This is a genomic window from Ktedonobacter racemifer DSM 44963, assembly GCF_000178855.1.
In the GTDB taxonomy this organism is placed as follows: domain Bacteria; phylum Chloroflexota; class Ktedonobacteria; order Ktedonobacterales; family Ktedonobacteraceae; genus Ktedonobacter; species Ktedonobacter racemifer.
Genome location: NZ_ADVG01000005.1, coordinates 960,417 through 976,728 on the forward strand (window position 1 = coordinate 960,417; position 16,312 = coordinate 976,728).

General features: G+C 56.4%; 18 protein-coding genes and 1 pseudogene. 10 read left to right on the plus strand and 9 right to left on the minus strand.

From position 1 onward, the window contains the following. The first annotated feature begins 245 nt into the window (after window positions 1-245). A complete protein-coding gene (locus KRAC_RS78950; protein WP_274532244.1) occupies window positions 246-377 on the plus strand; it encodes a hypothetical protein in 132 nt (43 codons plus the stop codon). On the opposite strand, the gene KRAC_RS58215 is transcribed toward KRAC_RS78950, so the two are convergent. The 3 genes from KRAC_RS58215 to KRAC_RS58225 form a co-directional block, all read right to left on the minus strand. Continuing rightward, the gene (locus KRAC_RS58215) at window positions 374-1,117 is read right to left on the minus strand and encodes an SDR family oxidoreductase (RefSeq protein WP_007923078.1); all 744 of its coding nucleotides are present in this window, start codon (window positions 1,115-1,117) and stop codon (window positions 374-376) included. The genes KRAC_RS78950 and KRAC_RS58215 overlap by 4 nt on opposite strands. A gap of 201 nt (window positions 1,118-1,318) precedes the next feature. Further along, on the minus strand, window positions 1,319-2,317 hold the full coding sequence (locus KRAC_RS58220) for an aldo/keto reductase (protein WP_007923080.1): 999 nt from the start codon (window positions 2,315-2,317) through the stop codon (window positions 1,319-1,321). A gap of 51 nt (window positions 2,318-2,368) precedes the next feature. After that, window positions 2,369-2,764 (minus strand): (R)-mandelonitrile lyase, encoded by a 396-nt coding sequence (locus KRAC_RS58225; protein ID WP_007923082.1) that lies wholly within the window; start codon window positions 2,762-2,764, stop codon window positions 2,369-2,371. Between the two features lie 162 nt (window positions 2,765-2,926). Here KRAC_RS58225 and KRAC_RS58230 point away from each other — a divergent pair, with 162 nt between their 5' ends. The 3 genes and pseudogenes from KRAC_RS58230 to KRAC_RS80685 all read left to right on the plus strand — a co-directional run. After that, a complete protein-coding gene (locus tag KRAC_RS58230; RefSeq protein WP_007923083.1) occupies window positions 2,927-3,874 on the plus strand; it encodes an AraC family transcriptional regulator in 948 nt (315 codons plus the stop codon). A 106-nt stretch (window positions 3,875-3,980) separates the two neighbouring features. Beyond that, window positions 3,981-4,190, plus strand: coding sequence for a transposase (locus KRAC_RS73435; protein ID WP_040448602.1), 210 nt, complete (start codon window positions 3,981-3,983; stop codon window positions 4,188-4,190). Continuing rightward, window positions 4,186-4,557: pseudogene (locus KRAC_RS80685) on the plus strand (transposase); the annotation flags it as partial. The gene KRAC_RS73435 and the pseudogene KRAC_RS80685, both read left to right, overlap by 5 nt. Window positions 4,558-4,675: 118 nt before the next feature. Here KRAC_RS80685 and KRAC_RS58245 read toward each other — a convergent pair. Then, a complete protein-coding gene (locus KRAC_RS58245; protein WP_007923084.1) occupies window positions 4,676-5,029 on the minus strand; it encodes a DoxX family protein in 354 nt (117 codons plus the stop codon). Window positions 5,030-5,156: 127 nt separating this feature from the next. Between KRAC_RS58245 and KRAC_RS58250 the strand changes: the two genes are divergently transcribed. Then, the gene (locus tag KRAC_RS58250) at window positions 5,157-5,411 is read left to right on the plus strand and encodes a TetR/AcrR family transcriptional regulator (RefSeq protein WP_007923085.1); all 255 of its coding nucleotides are present in this window, start codon (window positions 5,157-5,159) and stop codon (window positions 5,409-5,411) included. Between the two features lie 301 nt (window positions 5,412-5,712). Here the strand turns inward: KRAC_RS58250 and KRAC_RS58255 are convergent, their stop codons facing one another. The 3 genes from KRAC_RS58255 to KRAC_RS58265 are packed head-to-tail and all read right to left on the minus strand — an operon-like array spanning window position 5,713 to window position 8,663. Beyond that, entirely contained in the window at window positions 5,713-6,948 is a 1,236-nt protein-coding gene (locus KRAC_RS58255) for a cytochrome P450 (protein ID WP_007923086.1), read from the minus strand. A gap of 43 nt (window positions 6,949-6,991) precedes the next feature. Continuing rightward, on the minus strand, window positions 6,992-8,392 hold the full coding sequence (locus KRAC_RS58260) for an NAD(P)/FAD-dependent oxidoreductase (protein ID WP_007923087.1): 1,401 nt from the start codon (window positions 8,390-8,392) through the stop codon (window positions 6,992-6,994). Further along, complete coding sequence (locus tag KRAC_RS58265; protein ID WP_007923088.1) at window positions 8,385-8,663, minus strand: ferredoxin; 279 nt, start codon at window positions 8,661-8,663, stop codon at window positions 8,385-8,387. The genes KRAC_RS58260 and KRAC_RS58265 overlap by 8 nt, the downstream gene beginning before the upstream one ends. 225 nt (window positions 8,664-8,888) lie before the next feature. Between KRAC_RS58265 and KRAC_RS58270 the strand changes: the two genes are divergently transcribed. The 3 genes from KRAC_RS58270 to KRAC_RS58280 all read left to right on the plus strand — a co-directional run bounded on the left by KRAC_RS58270 (window position 8,889) and on the right by KRAC_RS58280 (window position 11,588). Further along, on the plus strand, window positions 8,889-9,518 hold the full coding sequence (locus tag KRAC_RS58270; protein WP_007923089.1) for a HAMP domain-containing protein: 630 nt from the start codon (window positions 8,889-8,891) through the stop codon (window positions 9,516-9,518). 292 nt (window positions 9,519-9,810) lie between these two features. Beyond that, window positions 9,811-10,632, plus strand: a complete 822-nt coding sequence (locus tag KRAC_RS58275; RefSeq protein WP_007923090.1) for an alpha/beta fold hydrolase — start codon at window positions 9,811-9,813, stop codon at window positions 10,630-10,632. A gap of 89 nt (window positions 10,633-10,721) precedes the next feature. After that, window positions 10,722-11,588 (plus strand): alpha/beta fold hydrolase, encoded by an 867-nt coding sequence (locus KRAC_RS58280; RefSeq protein WP_007923091.1) that lies wholly within the window; start codon window positions 10,722-10,724, stop codon window positions 11,586-11,588. A gap of 44 nt (window positions 11,589-11,632) precedes the next feature. Here KRAC_RS58280 and KRAC_RS58285 read toward each other — a convergent pair whose 3' ends face one another. Further along, window positions 11,633-11,884: a hypothetical protein gene (locus tag KRAC_RS58285; RefSeq protein WP_007923093.1), complete on the minus strand. Its 252-nt coding sequence runs from the start codon at window positions 11,882-11,884 to the stop codon at window positions 11,633-11,635. Further along, on the minus strand, window positions 11,881-12,375 hold the full coding sequence (locus KRAC_RS58290) for a metallophosphoesterase family protein (RefSeq protein ID WP_007923094.1): 495 nt from the start codon (window positions 12,373-12,375) through the stop codon (window positions 11,881-11,883). Before KRAC_RS58290 ends, KRAC_RS58285 begins: the two co-directional genes overlap by 4 nt. Before the next feature lie 367 nt (window positions 12,376-12,742). Here KRAC_RS58290 and KRAC_RS58295 point away from each other — a divergent pair, with 367 nt between their 5' ends. After that, window positions 12,743-14,500 carry an ABC transporter ATP-binding protein gene (locus KRAC_RS58295; RefSeq protein ID WP_007923096.1) on the plus strand — a complete coding sequence of 586 codons (1,758 nt, stop codon included), beginning with the start codon at window positions 12,743-12,745 and terminating at the stop codon, window positions 14,498-14,500. Beyond that, window positions 14,500-16,257, plus strand: coding sequence for an ABC transporter ATP-binding protein (locus KRAC_RS58300; RefSeq protein WP_007923099.1), 1,758 nt, complete (start codon window positions 14,500-14,502; stop codon window positions 16,255-16,257). Before KRAC_RS58295 ends, KRAC_RS58300 begins: the two co-directional genes overlap by 1 nt. Window positions 16,258-16,312: the final 55 nt, after the last annotated feature.

Consider the following 16,312-nt stretch of genomic DNA (forward strand, 5'->3'; position numbering starts at 1 on the left):
GTGCGCTGATCCATCGCAGCGTAACCCGATGGAACGCCAACGAGATCGAGCACAGGAGAAGGATCGAGCCGTCCAGCCAGCACATCAGCGAGCAACCCGGACAGATAGGCCCGAACAGGGGCTCCCCACCTCGCAGGGTGATTATGCCAAAAAAGAGCTGCTTAATAGTGATCTGTTCGACGCCATGAAGCACACCAACGTCACCGATGCTTCCTCCAGGACGAGCGATGGCACAGGAGCGTCGCATGATTGTCGAAAATGCGTGTCTGATTCGGCACATCGTCCAGTTTCTGAGCGGTCGGACGACCATCGCGCAGTCGCGTGTGTTGGTCTCGTTGGACGAACCGACCCAGGTGCTGTCAGCCAGGGGAACTTAGATCTCCTGGCGCGTGGGCCGGAACAGAATCTCATTCACGTCCACCTCTTCCGGCTGGCTCATGGCGAAGGCGACTGCCTGCGCAAATGATTCGGCAGGAATCGCAATCTCATAGCCTTTGCGGACATTCTCGGCGATATCCGGCTCGGTTATGCTGTTTGGCAGTTCCGTCGCTACTGCGCCCGGTGAGATCACCGTCGTGCGAATGTTGTAGGGCTTCACTTCCTGGCGCAGCCCCTCGGATATGACCAGCACGGCAGTCTTGGTCGCCGCATAGACCGCGCTGGTGGGGCGGACCTTATGACCAGCCACAGAGGAAACATTAATGATCTGCCCCGCTTTCTGCTGTTTCATATGCGGCAGCGCTGCGGCAATGCCGTACAGCACGCCCTTGATGTTCACGTCGATTGTCCGGTTCCAGTCGTCAATCTTGAGGCGCTCAAGGGGTGAGTGCGGCATCAGCCCAGCGTTGTTGATCATCACATCGATACGCCCGTATGTCTGTACGGCTGCATCGACCAATCTCTTCACCTGGTCGGAGTCAGTGACGTCTGTCGGTATGGCGAGCGCCTTACCGCCACTCCTGGTCAGCTCGTCCGCTAAAGACTGGATGCGATCGACGCGCCGCGCCCCCAGCACAACGCTTGCGCCCTGCGCGGAGAGAAGCCGGGCAGTCGCCTCGCCAAGCCCGCTGCTCGCGCCCGTGATGACGACGACTTTTCCTTCGATGTTCTTGCTCATGAAATTGCTACTCCTTCACTTGATTGCCTTTTTCTTTGGTCATCCTATTTCCCCAACCGCTCGAACCGGTACGCCAGTTCTGGCTCCCTTTTCTCTCATACGCCAGCCAGTTGGGCGACGAACTGCTTGAATGGCTCGATGTAACGGACGATCCGTAGAGGGCCAGCGTATACCTGATCGAAACCCATGTCGCGGCCCAGTTTAGAGACCCACCCTTCGTTCCAGTTCTTCGGGGTACCGAGCCCCTTGTATCGTGATCTGTGAGGCGGCGCTCTCGATCTCACGCAGATCATCGGGCGAGAGATTGACGGCAAGTGCTCCGATGTTTTCCTCCAGGCGAGAGAGCTTCGTGGTCCCCGGAATCGGCACGATCCACAGCTTTTGCGCCAGCAGCCAGGCGAGCGCGATCTGAGCAGGTGTCGCCTGCTTCTGTTCAGCGATCGTGCCAAGCAGATCAACTAACGCCTGATTCGCTTTGCGAGCCTCTAGCGTAAAGCGAGGGACGCTGTTGCGGAAGTCGGAACGGTCGAACGTCGTGTGTTCGTTGATCTTTCCCGTCAGGAAGCCTTTCCCCAGAGGGCTAAATGGAACAAAGCCGATTCCGAGTTCTTCGAGTGTCGGCAGCATTTCCGCTTCAGGGGCTCTCCACCAGAGTGAGTACTCGCTCTGCAGGGCCGTCACGGGCTGAACGGCGTGTGCGCGACGGATCGTTTGCACTCCCGCTTCAGAAAGGCCGAAGTGCTTGACCTTGCCTTCCTGAATCAAGTCCTTCACCGCTCCAGCCACATCTTCGATGGGCACGTCCGGGTCAACACGGTGCTGATAGAACAGGTCAATGGCGTCGACCTTCAGTCGCTTGAGCGAGGCCTCGGCGACCTGCTTGATATGCTCTGGCCGACTATCCATGCCGTCCATAAAGGACCCCTCTCCATTGGGACCAAGTTTGAACCCGAATTTGGTAGCGATCACCACTAGCCCGCGGAAGGGGGCGAGGGCTTCGCCCACAAGGTCTTCGTTGATGAACGGTCCGTACACTTCAGCAGTATCGAAGAAGGTGATGCCGTGTTCGACTGCCGATCGAAGAAGTCGGATCATGTCCTGCTTGTCGGCAGGTGGACCGTAGGAAAAGCTCATTCCCATACACCCCAGCCCAAGAGCCGAAACTTCCAAGTTACTCTTTCCAAGAGTGCGCTTGTGCATTCTCTGAACTTCCTGTCTTTGAGTAAAGGTCGGAGCGTTCTTCCGCCACGATCAGGCCTGGTGTTGTTCGTTGCTGACCTTTTCCATCCAGTCGGCGGTCTTGCCGTCGAGATGTTCGGCAATGGCAATGTGCGTCATGGCCGTGGTTGCCGTGGCACCGTGCCAGTGTTTCTCACCCGGCGCGAACCAGATCACGTCACCGGGCCGAATTTCCTCGATCGGACCGCCCCAGCGTTGGACCCGGCCACAGCCAGCCGTCACGATCAGGGTCTGGCCCAGCGGGTGGCTGTGCCATGCGGTCCGAGCACCTGGCTCGAACGTGACACTGGCACCGCGCACGCGTGCTGGATCGGGTGCCTCGAACAGGGGGTCGACGCGCACAGCGCCGGTAAAATACTCGACCGGTCCTTTGCCGGAAGGGTGTGAGCCACTTCTTTTGATATCCATGTTCAGCATTCCTCCACTATGGTTGCCAAAGCAGAGAGGCATATTCTCTGTCTGACAAGTATTATAGACACCCTTGATGACAAGCTGATAGAATAATTGTCGAGAATGATTGTATAATTCTACAAATTTTCAAGATGAGAGAAACACGTGAGGAGGTTTCCTATGTATGTGATACATCACCAGCAGATCGAACGCGAAGCTCAGCGGGCGCAAGCCAATCGCGAGGAACTGGTTGAACGGATCGGGTGGGCCATCCGCAAAGATGGGGTGACCCAGCCACTCCAAGGGCTTCACCTGTCCCGCCGCTCCGTGCCCCTAGTGCCGGTTCACAGCGTGGTCGAGCCATCCTTGTGTGTCATTGCCCAGGGCAGCAAGGAGGTCCTTCTGGGTAACAGTCGCTACCGGTACGACCCCTCACAGTATCTGCTCGCCACTGTCGAGTTGCCTCGCGTCAGTCAGGTTCTCGAAGCGTCGAAGGAGCGGCCCTACCTCGGTCTCCGCCTGGAACTGGACCCCACCCTCGTCAGTTCGGTCATGGTTGAGGCCGGTCACGCTTCTTCTCCAGGCCGTGCAGATGCGAGAGCCATCGCTGTCAGCCCTTTGGATGGAAACCTGCTGGACGCCTTCGTGCGGCTCACGAGGCTCCTGGATGCTCCTGCCGAAGCGCGGGTCCTCCTGCCACTGATCACGCGGGAAATTATGTACTGGCTCCTGATGGGAGAGCAGGGTGGTCGACTCCGTTATCTTGCTATCCAAGGGGGCTACACTCCCCACATCGCAAGAGCGGTTAAGCGACTCCGCCAGGACTTCGACCAGCCACTTCACGTCGAGCAGATCGCACAAGAGCTCGGCATGAGCGTCTCGGGGCTGCACTCCCACTTCAAGGCCGTCACAGCGATGAGTCCCATGCAATTCCAGAAGCGACTGCGGCTGCAGGAGGCCCGCCGTCTGATGCTGAACGAAGACCTCGACGCGGCGAGTGCTGCCTATCGCGTGGGGTACAACGACGCCTCCCACTTCAATCGGGAATACAAAAGCCTCTTCGGCGTCCCACCGATGCGCGACGTGCAACGGCTGAGGGAAGCCGCCAGGGAAAGCGCTGGTGCGTGAGCCAGAAGGCACATCCGGCACATCTGCCTCACGTACCATAACCATGGCCCACCTTTTGGAGGGAGTAAACTCGAAAGAGAGAGCTTCCCAAAGGAGCGTGAGCATCATGGCAAAAGAGCAAAAAAAGTATCCGAAAGAATTTAAGGTGGAAGCGGTCCACCTGGTCCAAGCAGGTCAGAAGTCACAGGCGCAAATTGCCCGCGACTTGGGTGTGGCGGACAGCACCCTCTCCACCTGGCGCAAGGAGTTGGAAGAACACGGCCCCAACGCCTTTCCTGCAGTGGACATCAGATACCACGGCCCCAAACGAAAATGAGCACCTGGTCACGCTCGCGTTGCACATGGCGCTGACTCGCCGACATCCGCAACCTGGTCTGCTTCACCATTCTGACCGAGGCAGCGAATACAGCAGTCAGGGCTACCAGGCATTGCTTGCGGCCCAGGGCATTGAGGTGAGCATGAGCCCCACAGCCAATTGCTACGATAACGCGGCCATGGAGTCCTTCTTCGACACACTCAAGAGTGAATGCGTGAATTGTACCCACTTCGCCACTCAAGAGCAGGCCAGAGTCACCATTTTCGAATACCTGGAGTGCTTTTACAACCCAATACGTCTGCATTCCACGTTACGGTACGTGAGTCCGCTTGTCTATGAACAAGCCTTTACACCATCGTTGAGATAACCCACTTCAGGATCTCCACAAATCTGGGTGACGCTCAAGTTTCTACAGGCAAGCAGCAAGGAATCAACCTACAAAACCAGCACAGCCACCCACGGCCACAACGTCCTCAGCACCAGACTTATGCCAGGGGGTGATGAATGGCCAGCAGGACAACCCCCAGTAAGAGCAAGACCGCCGCTGGAGCTATATGGGAGATCGCGTCCTTCCTACGAATATGCGTCAGGACCGCACTCAACATGACACAGACCAGGAGCGCTGCGCCCAATGTCGCCATAATAGGCACCCAGATGCCCACAATCAAGCCCAGGGTCGCCACAATTTCAAGCGCACCGGTCAGGACCAAGAACCAGACAGGAAAATGGTTCTTCTGAAAGCTCTCCACCATCTGCTTACTACGCGTCACCTTCGGGTAGCCAGACGCGAAGAATGCCAGCCCCAATAATACCTGCAAAACAAGTGCAACCCAGTACACACATATTCGCCCTTCTACGGGCACTCAAGCCCGACTCTCTCCATTTGTCAACACCTGTTGACTTACTAAAAACACTATAAACCACCTCATCTGCTTATGTCAACATCTGTTGACTATGGTATGATTGATGATGAGAAACGAACAATTCCTGCGGCCTATCGAGGAGCAGGTTGGCGGTCCCGATGGGCATCTACGCGCCGAACTGGCCTTGTCACAACTCATTGGCGTCAATATTATGAGTAGTTTGCTACACACCGAGGCCCTGAGCGCGATCCCTGACGAGCAGCTCATCAAGATTGTCGGTTCCGTCTGCCAGCACTATCTCAGCGATGAACTTGAAGAGACGAGCACATCGAAAGAAGAGCCTATAGATATGCCCTGAAAGAGCATGATAGTCGAAACATCACCGTACATCCGAGCTACTGTGTACGAGCCAGTTCCACCCAGGCCCAGCGCTCTTCCCTCTCTTGCGCCTGTCGCTGTTTCGCCCTCTGCGTTTGAAAGGAGAAGGAGAGGAAACTCCCCAGGAGTCCGTGAGCTAAAGCACTCTCTCAAGACGCTCGATAGTTATGGTCAAGGAGGGTGTGGAAAGCGTTAACGACCGTTATTTTCCATGTGTTTTGGAACGTCTTATTCGAAAGAGGACATTCCTTTCCCCGCTGTCGTCGCTGCGTGTAGGGAAGCTAGATGCTCCTAGCTTTCGCGACCCCATCGACTTTGATCAGCAGATGCTCTGGACCTCGCAGGGAGGGACTCGGACGGTAGGGTGGGGGGTCCACGACCAGACGCGGCTTCTCCAGCCGCCGCACGAGTTCAGTCAAAGCGATCTGGGTCTCTATGCGTGCCAGCGGCGCTCCAAAGCAAATATGGATGCCACTGCCAAACCCCAGGTGTTCATTATCGCGCCGCTCGGGATCAAAGCGATCTGGATCCGGGAACCGCGCCGGGTCACGGTTGCCCGCGGCCAGGGCCAGCGTGACCCGCACCCCTTTGGGAATCGTCGTCCCAGCCAGAGCAATCTCGTCCAGGGTGGTCCGACTGACTAAGAACTGGACTGGCGGCTCATAGCGCAGGAGTTCCTCCACGGTGGCCGGGATCAGGTCCGGGGCGTCACGCAGGCGGTCAAACATCGTCGGATGCCGCAGCAGCGTGAGCATCCCATTGCCAAGCAGATTCACGGTGGTCTCATGACCGGCGACCAGTAGCAGCGCGGCGGTCGCCACGAGGTAGGAGTCTGCCATCCGCCCTTCAGGGCCGGTATCGGTCGCCATCCTGGAGAGCATATCGTCACCCGGAAGCTCGCGGTGACGCTCGACCAGCTCGGCCATATACTGGTTCAGATCGCTCTGGGCCTGTTCCAGCTGTCGGCGTTGCTCTTTGCTCGATCCTGACGCATTTGCCACGATTGCCTCGGCCCACACGTGAAACTGGGGTTCATCTTCCCGTGGCACGCCCAGGATCCGACAAATCACCGTCACCGGCAGGGGATAGGCAAAGCGCTCAACGAAATCGATCTGGCGCTGGCCTCGCACTTGATCGAGGAGCATGGTGACGATGCGTAGCATCTCGGGACGCAGTTGCTCCAGATACTCCGAGCGTTCTGGCGGACCAAAGTGGCACATCGCCAGACGACGCAGGCGGTCGTGCTCCGGGGGGTCCAAGTTGATAAACCGATACGGATCCATGGTGGTCCGTGGTCGTCCCCCGGTTTGTGCACAGTTTCTCAAATCGGAACTGATGCGCGGGTCATGCAGCAACGCCTCGATCTCGCGATAGGTACTCACGACATACGTCCCCCTCTCGTCGGGGCCATCTTCCTGCCAGCACACCGGTGTCTGGCGCAATTGGGCCCACAGCGGGTAGGGATTCGCACGATTGGCAGCGTCGTAGATCTCTCGTAGGATGGTCTCCTGGGACATGGTTGCTCTCTCTCCTTCCTACGCACTCGTGTGCGTCTGCTGTTCATGGGGAGCGGTGCCGGTAAACCCACTGCACCCGCCGTTCATTGGGATCGTACCCGGTCAAGATCACCGTCGCATCATGGGTCGGGACCCGCGGATCGGGAAAGGCAGCTGGGACCGGGCAGCTTAGCGCGGGCAGTTCAACGCCGGGCATCTTGGGGGGGAACGGAGCGGCTTGCTCGATCAAGCGCTGATAAAACTCGACCCACTTGGCGTGATTGAACGTCACGGCAGCGACCAGTTGCCCCGCTTTTCCATAGGCGGCGACAAAGCTGGCTGAGGCCAGATCCCCCTGCGTGATCACTACTTCCTCGGCAGCCGAGGGGACCCCCACCGACTTGATGTTAACCCCAAACTGGCTGGACCAGAAGGCCGGAACGGCCACGTGCGGGCGGCGAGCAGTGGGGGCACAGACCATATTATGCGCGGCGACGGTGGCCTGCTCGACCGCATTGCCCCAATGTTCCAGTGACAAGAACTGGTAGTGGTAGAGGGGATGGGGGAATCGCGCGACATCGCCAGCGACAAAGATATCATCGGTGACAATGGCATTGATATCATAGGCACGGCACCCAGCGTCACAGCCCACCCCAAACGTCCCTGCGGCGAGCCCGGAATCACGCAGCCATTCCGTATTGCGGATCGCCCCTAGGGCAACCACTGCCACCTCAGTGTCGAGGGTGCTGCCATCTGAGAGATGAGCGCGGCGCACCCGTCCCTGCGTATCTCCCGAAAGACCGGTGACGGTCACCTGACAGCGCAGATCCACCCCGTGCTGGCGCTGCAATGTGGCAACACGCTCGGCAATCACGCCCCCAAGCGCTCCCACCAGCGGAGCGGCCCCACGTTCGACCACCGTGACCGGCAGACCCAGCTCGCAGCAGGCGGAGGCAATCTCCGACCCGGTGAACCCACCCCCGACCACGAGCACCCGACGTGGTTTGGCGGCCAGGCGCTGCGCTAGGCGCTGAGCATCATCGCGTCCGCGCAAGGTGAAGACGCCCTCAAGCTTCGCCTCAGCCTGGTTGGCCCAGGGTCGTGCCCGCGTGCCAGTGGCGATGAGGAGACGGTCAAACTCGACTGTGTGTCCATCAGCTAGGCGGACCTGTTTGGCAGGCAGATCCAGACCCACAGCCGCCACGCCCAGCCGCCACTCGACATCGACCACGGTCTCGCGCCGAGGCAACCTGGTATGCGCTGCCGGTACCCAGCCCGTCAGCACGGCCTTGGAGAGCGGAGGACGATCATAGGGAAGATACGGCTCATCGCCAATGAGGGTCAGGAGTCCGGTAAAGCCCTCAGCGCGCAGGGTTTCCGCTGCACGGAGTCCGGCGAGCGAAGCGCCCACAATCACGATGCGACCGAGGTCTTGGATCGCTGCCCCCTTTCTCTGGCTACTCATACGGCACTGGCTTCCTGATCTGCGGTTCGCTGCCGTCTCGCCATTCGACGAAGATGGCCTGAACGGGACACGCCGCTGCCGCGCGCAGCACTTGCTCACGCTGCGAGGCGTCTGGCGCTGGATCGTACCAGAGCGCTTCCTCCCCATGCAGCTTGAAGACGCTGGGGGCAAAAAAACAACACTGGGCATAGGCCTGGCACCGGTTGAGATCAACCACCACCTGGATGGGGCCTGACGGTGCAGGAGGTGGTGGAAGGTGTGCGTGTGTCATCGGCTCTTCCTTTATGTGTTCGTGAGTTTCCTGTGGGACACGGCCTCCAGACGTCCTGGGTCTCGCGCACGAAGGGAAAAAGTATGATCACGCAGACCGGAAAGGTCGCCTGAATGACACTCTTGTTGAGCATTTCACAAGTGCAACGATTACTACTACGAGCATAGCGGATGAGAGCAAGAGGCTCACTGCAGCGTGGCCTGGCTGGGAAGGAAGCAGTGGCCAATGTCTTTCAGGATCTCCTCAAACTGGGACTCTCGGTGCGCAAAATCGCCACCCTCCTTTCTCAATCAAGCTGGACAGCCTCTCACTTCAACATCTTACGCAAGCTCCCAATTGCTTTCTCTGGGCACGCAAAAGTGCGCGCAACAAACGCAGCAGAAGCTCACCACGCTGCAATCCTACGAAATGACGCGGCGCACGATACGCGAAATAACCAGCCCCAATCGTTCTTCAACCCAGGTCATTCATAGCCTTCCAACTGGCGAGTCTCTTATCGCCGTCTCCATACAGGGCCACGGCAAGCAGGCAACAGTCACACTCCTCGTCGTGATCAATGGTCCCGTCGTCACGCAAAGCACACGTACCATACAACTACAACAGGTCATTTCTACATTATGGAATTACTGGCAGCCCGCGGGCTTTTACTTCATCTTCTTATCTACCGCCCTGGGCACAAGCGCCGACATGCTTATCTCGCATAATCTTACCCGTCGCTTGCGTCGTATCGCTCAGGCAACAAAAGAGTGGAGCTGGGGAGAATTTCAGATGACCATCCATGATCACGCTCGCGATGAGGTAGGCAATATTGAGGTGGTGGGGAGGCAGGTTCGGGCGAGGAGGCTATTCAATTGATCAGAGAGCTGGCACCGTCCGAAGACATCAGACCCTGTCCCGCAATACAAAGTGCAGGGGGTCGTTAGGAGCGGCCCTCTGCACTTTGTATAGAGTAGATCAATTGCGATTGCAGCTCAAGTATATATTGAAAAATGGATGCAGATACAGTTATGGCGAGAAGAAAAAGCGGCGAAGAAAGTCTCTTCAGAAGACGCTCTGATAGCGAGGTGTCAACGCTGCTGTACCACAATGCCGCAGTCAAATCGCAACAGTGTGGCATTAGTTGTCCCTGAAAGGAGCAGAGTATACCATGGGCACGATCACCGTAAAAGACGGCACAACAATCTATTACAAGGATTGGGGATCGGGACCCCCTGTTGTCTTCAGCCATGGCTGGCCACTGAACGCCGACGCCTGGGACGATCAACTGCTCTTTATCGCCTCCAACGGCTATCGCGTAATTGCTCATGATCGTCGAGGCCATGGTCGATCCAGTCAGCCCTGGAAGGGCAATGACATGGACACATACGCCGATGATCTCGCAGCGCTCATTGAAACGCTTGACCTCTCCAGCGTTACGCTGGTTGGTCATTCGACTGGTGGAGGAGAGGTGACTCGCTACATTGGTCGTCATGGAACCTCGCGAGTCGCCAGGGTCGTGCTCGTAGACGCAATACCTCCACTCATGCTCAAAACAGCAACCAATCCGGGTGGGCTGCCTATTGAGGTCTTTGACCAGATCCGCGCTGGCGTCCTTCAGGATCGCTCACAATTCTACAAGGATCTCAGTGCCTCCTTCTACGGTGCGAACAGACCAGGCTCCCAGGTATCTCAAGGCATTCGAGATATGTTCTGGTTATGGTCAATGCAGGCTGGCCTCAAAGGTGCCTATGACTGCATCAAAGTTTTCTCCGAGACAGACCTCACAGAAGACCTCAAGCGCTTCGACGTTCCAACGCTGATCATTCACGGTGACGACGATCAGATTGTGCCCATTGACGACTCGGCTCGGCTCTCCTCGAAGATCGTCAAAGATGCTACCCTGAAGATCTATCCAGGAGCCCCCCATGGCCTCCCCAACACACATAAGGAGCAACTCAATACTGACCTACTCTCCTTCCTCAAGTCCTAGATATAGAGGGACGACAGCTTCCACCTGGACAAAAGGATACCTGAGGTAACACTCTTTTTCTGCTTACCATCTATGAAAGGGATACATCGATGGCAACCATCTATTATCGAAACATACCAATTGATGGTGTCAAAGTATTTTATCGTGAAGCAGGAACACAACATGCACAAACAATTATTTTGCTGCATGGATTTCCTTCTTCCTCACACATGTTTCGCAACCTTCTTCCAACACTCGCCGAACATTTCCATGTCGTGGCACCAGATTATCCAGGATATGGATATAGCGAGTGTCCAAGTGTTGAGCAATTCACCTACACATTCGATCACCTGGAAGAGATCATAGAAAAGGTTGTAAGTGCGCTCAAGCTTCCCTTCTTCAGTATCTATGTCCAGGATTATGGTGCTCCCGTGGGATTTCGCCTGGCAGTGAAGCATCCAGAGATGATTGAGGGGATTATCAGTCAGAACGGCAATGCCTATCAAGAAGGGTTTACCTCCTTTTGGGACGCGGCGCGACCGTTCTGGTCCAATCGCAACGCTGAAACAGAGAAACCTATACGAAACTTGTTGACACAGGAGTCAACCATCTGGCAATATACCCATGGGGTGCGTCAGAAAGACCATATCAGCCCCGATGCCTGGACGCTTGACCAGTTGGGACTCAATCGCCCAGGCAATGCAGAAATACAACTGGCCCTCTTTGAGGACTATCGTACCAATCCAGAGAGCTATCCACAATGGCATGAGTACTTCCGGCGCTACCAACCACCACTGTTGGCCGTCTGGGGTAAGAATGATCCCATCTTTGGACCTGATGGCGCAGAGGCATTTAAACAAGATCTACCACAAAGTGAGGTAGATCTATTGGACACTGGTCACTTTGCGCTTGAAGAAGATGGAGATGTGATCGCTCAGCATATCATCCGCTTTCTCACGACAAGGAAACCAGCGTAAGCTTCCGACTTTCCGTGCGTAGGGGAATAGCATCCTTCGATCTGCTATGCTTTCGCCTGGTACAACGCCAGAAATGTTTCGGGATGAGGTCTGCCGCTGGCCTTGATAAGCTCGATAAGGCTCCTGACGTCAAATGGAACGTGAAGAAATTCTATATTGTTCCGCCCGCCTTCAGAGGTGACAATCGCATACTCAGCCCAGGGATCGGCATGAAAGGTGTCAGCCGGAAGTGTCCAGTTATAAGCCAGACCAACGCTACCAGGATTGACATACCAGGCATCTCCCAGCCGCCTCAATTGCTGGGTATGGGTATGTCCTCCGCTGAAAAGGGCCGCCGCAAAACCTCCCAGGAGGTTTTGCGGCGGCCCTTTTCAGAGGTATTCGGCAAAATAAGATCGTCAAACGAACGAGGAGAGCCATGAAAACAGAGCAGTTTTTTGTCAGCCTCCAGCGCGATCTCCACGGTGGGGGCGAACTGGCCGATAAATACCCGATCATCCTCTGATAATTGCGCCAGGGACCACTCCCTGACAGCCATCTGTTGAGAAGAGACCTGTTCATGCGGGCTGGTTTCTTCTCCTGTGAGCAGCCAGGCATCCGCGTTGCCCATAACCACCGGACAAGCCAACTCGCGCAAACGTTGGAGCGTCTCGGTTGGCTGAGGTCCTCCCTGGATAGCATCTCCCAGGCAAACAATCTGATCAATAGAATGCCGACGAATATCCTCCAGGACAGCATCAAACGCAAGACAGTTCCCGTGGATATCGGAAATAATGGCAATACGCATGACATCTAGTACATAATCTCCCTTTCTTACTCAGAAAAGCGGTGGGGATTCAAAAAATAATGTAGAAAGTTGTCTTTATTCTACTACCTGTTAATGGACAACAGTGGGACTAAGCATTCTAGAACTGTATTCCTCCCCACCATTATACTGCATGTGTCAACAAATGCACATCGTCCATTGTGTCGATGTTTTTTTCGTCTTTTCTAGGGTATGCTCTGCACGTCTTCTGTTTCTCCCTATTGCTCTGTGAAGGTTTGTTTGAAAGGTATTCATGCCACCAGCGGCGGCACGGGAAAGGGAGTGCAGAGGGGCTGACGCCCCTCTGCACTCTCCACTTTTTCTTTTCATCTGATCAAAGGAGATGCGCATGCATATACCACTTCGGATCTACGTTCGTTTGCTGCGTACCTATCTCGCTCACCAGCGCACACACGTACGCCTACTCGCGTTCTTGCTCTTCCTCACGATTGGCCTGCAACTCCTGAACCCACGTGTCCTGCAACTCTTTCTCGATGGGGCGGTACATAAAGCACCTCTCTCCATCCTGAGCCTGCTCGGTCTGCTCTTTCTGCTCGTCGGGTTAGCCTCACAGGGGCTTTCGGTGCTGGCAACCTATCTGAGTGAGAGCGTGGCCTGGCGGGCCACCAATAGCCTGCGTGAGGACCTGGCCGAGCATTGCCTGCAGCTGGATATGCCCTTTCACAACGCGCATAGTCCCGGCGAGATGATCTCGCGCCTCGATGGCGACGTGACCAGCCTGGCGAATTTCTTCTCACAGTTCGTCATACGCGTCCTTGGGAACCTGCTGCTGCTCCTTGGCATCCTGCTTATGCTCTGCTTTGTGGATTGGCGGCTAGGTCTGGGCCTTGCACTCTATACCCTACTCGCACTCTTCATTTTGCAACGTACGCGCAACCTCGCCATCGCGCACAGCCTGGCACATAAAGAGCAGCAAGCTCAACTCTATGGGTATCTTGAGGAACGTTTGTCCTGCCTTGAGGATATCAGTTCTTTGGGCGCGACCACGTCTATATTACAGGGGTTTTATGAACGGATGCGCAGTTGGCTACGCACAATCCAGTTCCTGGGGCTGTTTGATGGTCTCAAGGTTGGTGTGACCTCGCTCGCCCTGGTTGGCGGCACGTTTCTGGCCCTGGGGCTGGGTGCATACCTCTTTGGCCTGAGATGGTCGAGCACAGGCACGCTGGTCATGCTCTTCTACTATACCCAACTCTTGCAGGCGCCTTTACTTGAACTCCTCGATCAATTACGCAATCTCCAGGATGCCAGCGCCAGCATCACTCGTGTCAACGCGCTCTTTACTAGCACCCCACAGGTACATGATGGCAATGTAGCGCAGTTCCCCACAGGGCCTCTCTCTCTCGCCCTCTCCGATGTATCCTTTGCATATGAGATGGGCAAACCGGTCCTACGAGATATCACTTTTTCGCTTCCAGGTGGGAGCGTGCTTGGTCTGCTTGGGCGCACTGGCAGTGGGAAGACCAGCATCGCCCGTCTCCTGTTGCGTCTCTATGATCCTCAGAGCGGGAATATTCACCTCAGTGGCTCCGATACGATCCCACTCAATCTGCGCTCGCTTCGCCTGCACACGCTACGTGGCTCTATCGCTCTGGTCACGCAGGACATCCAACTCTTCCATGCCTCCTTGCGCGATAATCTGACCTTCTTCGATCCCCATATTCCTGATGAGCGCCTGCTCTATGCCCTGCGTGAGACGAATCTCAGCGAATGGTATCAGAGCCTCCCTGCTGGCCTGGATACCCTGCTTCATGGTAACACGGGCCTCTCCGCCGGGGAAGCACAACTGTTGACCCTGGCCCGTGTCTTCCTGCGCGACCCATCGCTTGTCATTCTCGACGAGGCATCTTCACGCCTGGACCTGGCCAGCGAGCGCCGACTGGAAGAGGCCCTGGATAGAGTGCTGGTTGGCCGGACAGTGATTATTATCGCGCATCGCCTGGCAACGCTACGCCGGGCCGACTACCTGGTGATTCTGGAAAACGGCCATATCCGCGAGCAAGGTGCGCGTCAGCATCTGCAACAATGTCCTGACTCCTACTTTACGCATCTGCTTCACACTGGCATGGAGGAGGTTCTCGCCTGATGAAAACATGGCATCTTACCTGGTCGCTCTTTCGCTTCCGTCCCCAGGTCTATCTCTCGCTCATCGCCTGCTGGCTAATCACGTTCGCGATGCCTTTGCTGGCGGGCGAATTACTGAGAATTTTTTTTGATAACGTGGCCAGCACAGCACCGCTTCGCTGGGAGAGTGCGCTCCTGCTGTGGTTGCTTGTCTCACTTGTCTCGCCAGCATTGCGCCCGCTGATCTTCTTTCTTGAACCGCTTATGGATCAGGAGGCGATTGCCCTGCTGACAAAGAACATCCTGTTACATCTCTTCACGCTTCCCGCAACCCAGGCGCTCAGCCTTTCCAGTGGCGATGCCGTGAGCCGTTTGCGCGACGATACACGAGAAATCGGCGTTTTTATGATCTGGTCGGCGGTCTTCTTTGGGCGCATCCTCTTCATCTGTGGCGCGCTCGTGATCATGCTACGCATCAATGTTCTGATAACGCTTGTCTCGTTGCTTCCGATTACTGGCATCATTCTGCTCAATAGCGTTCTGATGACGCATGTTCAGCGCTACCGTCACGCCAGCCGGGCCACCACCAGTGAGGTAACCACCTGCATTGGCAACATCTTTCAGTCGGCCCAGGCCATTAAGGTCGCCACGGCGGAGACAGCAATCATCGCGCACTTTCGTCGCCTCAATGCACAGCGGCGTCACGTCGCACTCCGCGAGCGCGTCTTCTGGGAGATCATGCAATCCTTTATGAGCAATATGCTCAACCTGGTGACTGGCCTGATCATCCTCGTTTCGGCTCAGGTCATCGCCAGTGGCACGCTCAGCGTCGGCACCTTTCTCCTGTTTGTCGTGTACGCCCAACTTCTAATGGCCTGCTTCTCAACCTTTGGAATGCTTATCGCGCGCTATCGCCAGCTTGGCGTTTCCTTCGAGCGCCTGGGTGCCTTCCTTCAGGGCGCACCGCTCTCGTCCCTGATCGCACCTGTGCAAACGCACCTGCATGGAGCGCTCCCCGAGATCAAGCCTGTCGCCAGGATGGCAGAGCAATCCTTTCGTCAGTTGGACGTTGAAGACCTGTCCTACCAGTATCCCCACGCCCAACGCGGAATTACGGATGTGAGCTTTCGCCTGCGACGCGGTACCCTCACGGTCATCACTGGAGGTATAGGTTCGGGGAAAACGACGCTCTTACGCGTCCTTCTTGGCCTTCTACCCAGGCAAGAGGGGATAGTTCGCTGGAATGGAACACTTATTGAGGATCTGGCCGCCTTCCTTGTGCCACCTCACAGCACCTATACTCCCCAGCAGCCACGCCTGTTCAGCGGGAGCATTCGCGAAAACCTGCTCCTTGTGCCACCTTATAGCGAAGAGGAGGTGGAACAAGCTATCTATCACGCCGTGCTCACCCCTGATCTGCTGGCTATGCATGAGGGGATCGAAACAGTCATCGGCCCCCGAGGGGTACGTCTCTCCGGGGGCCAGGTCCAACGCGTCGCAGCGGCACGCATGTTTGCCCACAACGCGGACCTCTTGCTCTTTGATGATCTCTCCAGCGCGCTCGATGTCGAGACGGAGCAGACACTCTGGCAGCGTCTCGCGGAGCGGCGTGACGTCACCTGCCTGGCTGTCTCTCAGCGCCGCATCCTCCTCCAGCGCGCGGATACTATCCTCGTGCTCAAAGACGGAACACTCATCGCACAGGGAACGTACACCGACCTGCTCGCAACCTGTCCTGAGTTCCAACGCCTCTGGCATGGCGAGGCCAGTTCCCTTTAAATGGAAGTTTCCTTTAGTCTTCACTTCTCTTGACATAATTTTCGCATCTCAGTAT

What these genes read in the sequence shown, in the direction of transcription:
- KRAC_RS78950 (WP_274532244.1), top strand. Translation starts at nt 246, where the DNA reads ATGATTGTCGAAAATGCGTGTCTGATTCGGCACATCGTCCAGTTTCTG.
- KRAC_RS58215 (WP_007923078.1), bottom strand. Translation starts at nt 1,117, where the DNA reads ATGAGCAAGAACATCGAAGGAAAAGTCGTCGTCATCACGGGCGCGAGC.
- KRAC_RS58220 (WP_007923080.1), bottom strand. Translation starts at nt 2,317, where the DNA reads ATGCACAAGCGCACTCTTGGAAAGAGTAACTTGGAAGTTTCGGCTCTT.
- KRAC_RS58225 (WP_007923082.1), bottom strand. Translation starts at nt 2,764, where the DNA reads ATGGATATCAAAAGAAGTGGCTCACACCCTTCCGGCAAAGGACCGGTC.
- KRAC_RS58230 (WP_007923083.1), top strand. Translation starts at nt 2,927, where the DNA reads ATGTATGTGATACATCACCAGCAGATCGAACGCGAAGCTCAGCGGGCG.
- KRAC_RS73435 (WP_040448602.1), top strand. Translation starts at nt 3,981, where the DNA reads ATGGCAAAAGAGCAAAAAAAGTATCCGAAAGAATTTAAGGTGGAAGCG.
- KRAC_RS58250 (WP_007923085.1), top strand. Translation starts at nt 5,157, where the DNA reads ATGATGAGAAACGAACAATTCCTGCGGCCTATCGAGGAGCAGGTTGGC.
- KRAC_RS58255 (WP_007923086.1), bottom strand. Translation starts at nt 6,948, where the DNA reads ATGTCCCAGGAGACCATCCTACGAGAGATCTACGACGCTGCCAATCGT.
- KRAC_RS58260 (WP_007923087.1), bottom strand. Translation starts at nt 8,392, where the DNA reads ATGAGTAGCCAGAGAAAGGGGGCAGCGATCCAAGACCTCGGTCGCATC.
- KRAC_RS58265 (WP_007923088.1), bottom strand. Translation starts at nt 8,663, where the DNA reads ATGACACACGCACACCTTCCACCACCTCCTGCACCGTCAGGCCCCATC.
- KRAC_RS58270 (WP_007923089.1), top strand. Translation starts at nt 8,889, where the DNA reads ATGTCTTTCAGGATCTCCTCAAACTGGGACTCTCGGTGCGCAAAATCG.
- KRAC_RS58275 (WP_007923090.1), top strand. Translation starts at nt 9,811, where the DNA reads ATGGGCACGATCACCGTAAAAGACGGCACAACAATCTATTACAAGGAT.
- KRAC_RS58280 (WP_007923091.1), top strand. Translation starts at nt 10,722, where the DNA reads ATGGCAACCATCTATTATCGAAACATACCAATTGATGGTGTCAAAGTA.
- KRAC_RS58290 (WP_007923094.1), bottom strand. Translation starts at nt 12,375, where the DNA reads ATGCGTATTGCCATTATTTCCGATATCCACGGGAACTGTCTTGCGTTT.
- KRAC_RS58295 (WP_007923096.1), top strand. Translation starts at nt 12,743, where the DNA reads ATGCATATACCACTTCGGATCTACGTTCGTTTGCTGCGTACCTATCTC.
- KRAC_RS58300 (WP_007923099.1), top strand. Translation starts at nt 14,500, where the DNA reads ATGAAAACATGGCATCTTACCTGGTCGCTCTTTCGCTTCCGTCCCCAG.